The 4085-nt window shown below is 74.9% G+C and carries 3 protein-coding genes; all 3 read left to right on the forward strand.

The window, feature by feature from the left end; translation table 11 throughout:
• The first annotated feature begins 220 nt into the window (after positions 1-220).
• Positions 221-1651 (forward strand): hypothetical protein, encoded by a 1431-nt coding sequence (locus G3I42_RS06970; protein WP_007824184.1) that lies wholly within the window; start codon positions 221-223, stop codon positions 1649-1651.
• 319 nt (positions 1652-1970) lie between these two features.
• Complete coding sequence (trmB, locus tag G3I42_RS06975; RefSeq protein ID WP_239096312.1) at positions 1971-2741, forward strand: tRNA (guanosine(46)-N7)-methyltransferase TrmB; 771 nt, start codon at positions 1971-1973, stop codon at positions 2739-2741.
• A gap of 262 nt (positions 2742-3003) precedes the next feature.
• Positions 3004-4085 (forward strand): PrsW family intramembrane metalloprotease (locus G3I42_RS06980; RefSeq protein WP_164283390.1); only part of this gene is annotated, 1082 nt, incomplete at its 3' end.

Below are 4085 nucleotides of genomic sequence, written 5' to 3' on the forward strand. Positions count from 1 at the left end.
CCCGGCGCCGCGTGCGGGACCGGGCGGGGCGTTCGGCCGGGGACGGGGCGCGGACGTCGTCGTGGCCCGGCGGCGAGGCGCGCCCGGCCACGGGGGGCGGCAACAATCTCGCCATCCGGAACCGCCGCTCTTAACGCTTGGGATGCGGGGAACTACGCTGGGTTTACCAATGCCGCACGGTTATGCCGGAGCGGCGGGCGTCTGTGTCGAGGGGTGGCGCATGTCCAGGGAGCAACGCGGACCGAACGAGAAACTCGGTGCCGTCCTCGCCCTCGCGGGCATCAGCAACGCGGGGCTTGCGCGGCGTGTGAACGACCTCGGTCAGCAGCGGGGGCTGACCCTGCGTTATGACAAGACCTCGGTGGCGCGCTGGGTGTCGAAGGGGATGGTGCCGCAGGGCGCCGCCCCGCACCTCATCGCGGCGGCCATCGGGCAGAAGCTGGGCCGACCGGTCCCGCTGCACGAGATCGGCCTCGCCGACGCCGACCCGACGCCGGAGGTGGGCCTCACCTTCCCGCGCGACGTCGGCCGGGCCGTGAAATCGGCGACCGAGCTGTACCGGCTCGACCTCGCCGGGCGCCGCGCCGGGGGAGGTATCTGGCAGTCGCTCGCCGGGTCCTTCTCGGTGAGCGCCTACGCCACGCCGGCCTCGCGCTGGCTCATATCCCCGGCGGACGGTTCGGTGGCGCGCGAGCCCGCCGCCGCGGGGCCGGGAGAAGGAGGTGGCACGGCGTTCCGCGTCGGCCACAGCGATGTGCGCAAGCTGCGCGAGGCCGCCGAGGACGCGCGGCGCTGGGACTCCAAGTACGGGGGCGGGGACTGGCGTTCGTCGATGGTGCCGGAGTGCCTGCGGGTCGAGGCGGCACCACTCCTGCTCGGCGCGTACTCCGACGACGTCGGGCGCGCGCTCTTCGGCGCGACGGCCGAGCTGACCCGACTCGCGGGCTGGATGGCCTTCGACACGGGGCAGCAGGAGGCGGCGCAGCGCTACTACATCCAGGCGCTGCGGCTCGCGCGCGCGGCGGCGGACGTGCCGCTGGGCGGGTACGTGCTCGCGACGATGTCGCTCCAGGCCACGTACCGGGGCTTCGGGGACGAGGGTGTCGACCTCGCGCAGGCCGCCGCCGAGCGGAACCGGGGGCTCGCGACCGCGCGCACCATGAGCTTCTTCCGGCTCGTCGAGGCGCGTGCGCACGCGCGGGCCAAGGACGCCCCGGCGGCTTCGGCGGCGCTGCGGGCGGCCGAGAGCTGGCTGGAGCGGGCGCGGCCCGGGGACGAGGACCCGGCGTGGCTCGGCTTCTACGGTGAGGACCGGTTCGCCGCCGACGCCGCCGAGTGCTACCGCGACCTCAAGCACCCACGCCAGGTGCGGCGCTTCACGGAGCAGGCGCTGTCGCGGCCGACGGAGGAGTACGTGCGCTCGCACGGCCTGCGGCTCGTGGTCTCGGCGGTCGCCGAGCTGGAGTCCGGGAACCTCGACGCGGCGTGCGAGCAGGGTTCGCGGGCGGTCGAGGTCGCGGGCCGGATCTCCTCGGCGCGGACGAAGGAGTACGTGAAGGACCTGCTGCGGAAGCTGGAGCCGTACGGAGACGAGCCGCGCGTCGCGGAACTGCGCGAGCGCGCCAAGCCGCTGCTGGTGGCACCGGCGTAGGGGCGGGAACGAGGCCGGGGGGGCGGTACGGGCCGGGGCGGCGGAACGCGTCGGGGCGGCGGTACGGGCCGGAGGCGTGCGCGCGACGCGGAGGCACGCGGTTATCCACAGCCTGTGGACAATCACACCGCCTCCGCTTCCCGCCCGCCTCCGTCCGCCGCCCCGGTTCCGTAGAATCGACGGCATTGTGTCCGAGCACCCCAGCACCCCCGCGCCGACCGCGAGCCCCACGGCCGCCGAGTCCGCCACGCCGACCACCGAGCCCGCCCCGCGCCCCGGCGCCGAGGCCCTGCCGCCCCGTACCCGGGCGCAGGGGCGGATGTTCGTCGAGGGCGTGGGCCCCGCCGCCGATCCCTCGCGCGCGCTGGGCGAGCGCCGTATCAAGAGCTTCACGCCGCGCCGCAGCCGCGTGACCACCGCGCAGGCCGAACACCTGCGGCAGCACTGGTCGCGCTGGGGCCTGGACGTCGACGGGCGCGACGTCCTCGACCTCAAGACCCTCTTCGACGGGCTGCCGGTGGTCCTGGAGATCGGCTTCGGCATGGGCGAGACGACGGCGAAGATGGCCGCCGCCGATCCCGCGACCGGCATCCTCGCCGTCGACGTGCACACGCCGGGGCAGGGACAACTGCTCGGTCTCGCCGCCGCGAGCGGCCTGGAGAACGTACGGGTCGCGAACGGCGACGCCGTCGTCCTGCTCCGTGACATGCTCCCCGCCGCCGCGCTCGCGGGGGTACGGGTCTACTTCCCCGACCCGTGGCCCAAGGCCCGGCACCACAAGCGCCGCATCATCCAGCCGCACTTCCTCGACCTGGCGGCGAGCCGCATGGCGGAGGGCGGCGTGCTGCACTGCGCGACCGACTGGGAGCCGTACGCGGAGCACATGCTGGAGGTGCTGAGCGCGCACCCGGCCTTCGACAACACCGCTGCGGACGGCGGCTTCGCCGAGCGCCCCGCCTTCCGGCCCGAGACACGGTTCGAGGGCCAGGGCCTGCGGAAGGGGCACGTGGTGCACGACCTGCTGTTCACGCGGAACGGGTACGAGGTCGCGGAGCCGGAGCGGGTGGGGGCCCGGCCCGAGAAGGGGTGACCACCTCCCGTAGACCACCACCCCGCAGGCCACCACGGCCCACCACCTCGCAGGCCACCGCCCGGTAGTCCGCCACCCCGCGATCCCCGCACCGATACCGCGCAGGCTCGGCGAACACGCGTTCCGGGTCCGGCTGTCAGTGCGGGTCGTTAAGGTCGGAGGCGTGAACTCTCCGCCTGCCCCGCCTGCACCGCAGGGGCTTCTGACGCCACGAAGGCCGCGCTGGTGGCGACGCCGGGGCGTGCGTCTCACCGGCCTCGCCGTGCTGCTCGCGCTGTGCGGCCTCGTGATGCTGGGGCTCGTGCGGGAGGAGACGGGGACCGAGGCGTTCCTCGTGGGCCTCGGCCTCGCGGTGCTGCCCGCGCCGGCCGTGGTGCTCGCGTTCCGCTGGCTGGGCCGCGCGCACCCCCTCCCCTGGCGCACGCACGCCTTCGTCCTCGCCTGGGGAGCCTGCGCGGGCGCGCTCATCGCGCTCGTCGCGAACAGCTTCGCGGCCGTGTGGCTCGCCGACGTCTGGGCCCAGCCCGTCGACCCGAACACCGTCGCCGCGCTCGCGGTCGCGCCCGTCGTCGAGGAGAGCGCGAAGGCCACGGCGCTCCTGCTCGTCCTGGTCTTCCACGGCCGCCGGATACGCGGGCCCGTCGACGCGGTGGTCCTCACGGGCCTCACGGCGACGGGCTTCGCCTTCACCGAGAACATCCTCTACCTCGCCAAGGCGTTCGGTTCGGACCGCGACGAGGGCACCGGGGCCTCCATCACCGTCGCCACCTTCTTCGTGCGCGCGGTCTTCTCGCCCTTCGCGCACCCGCTCTTCACCTGCATGACGGGCCTCGGCGTGGGCCTCGCCCTGCTGAGCAGGCGCCGCGTGGGCCGCGTCCTGCTCCCCGTCGCGGGCCTGCTCCTCGCCATGGGCATGCACGCGGCGTGGAACGGCTCGACGATCCTCGGCCCGCTCGGCTTCCCGCTCGTCTACGTGACGATCATGATCCCCGCGCTCGGGCTGACCACGTGGCTCGTGCTGTGGCACCGGCAGCGCGAACTGCGCACGGTGCGCGAGACGCTGCCCCGGTACGCGCTCGCCGGCTGGCTCTCCCCGTACGAGCCGCTCGCGCTCGGCTCGCTGCGCTCCCGCCGCGTCGCCGCCGAGTTCGCCTCGTACCACGGGGAACGTGCCGACGCGCGGCGCCTGCGCCTGTACGCCGCCGCCGCGACGCGCCTGGCGCTGCTGCGCTCCGACGCGGAACACGGCCGCCGCGCCCCCGACTTCGCGCACCGCGAACGCGCGCTCCTCGACCACCTGTGGCGCGAGCGCGCGCTCGCCCGCCCCGCCTTCGCCCACTCCTG

The sequence above is a fragment of the Streptomyces sp. SID11385 genome (assembly GCF_010548245.1).
Lineage (GTDB): Bacteria > Actinomycetota > Actinomycetes > Streptomycetales > Streptomycetaceae > Streptomyces.

Excerpts from the sequence above, each read along its gene's own strand:
- G3I42_RS06970 (WP_007824184.1), top strand. The coding sequence starts at position 221 with ATGTCCAGGGAGCAACGCGGACCGAACGAGAAACTCGGTGCCGTCCTC.
- trmB (WP_239096312.1), top strand. The coding sequence starts at position 1,971 with ATGTTCGTCGAGGGCGTGGGCCCCGCCGCCGATCCCTCGCGCGCGCTG.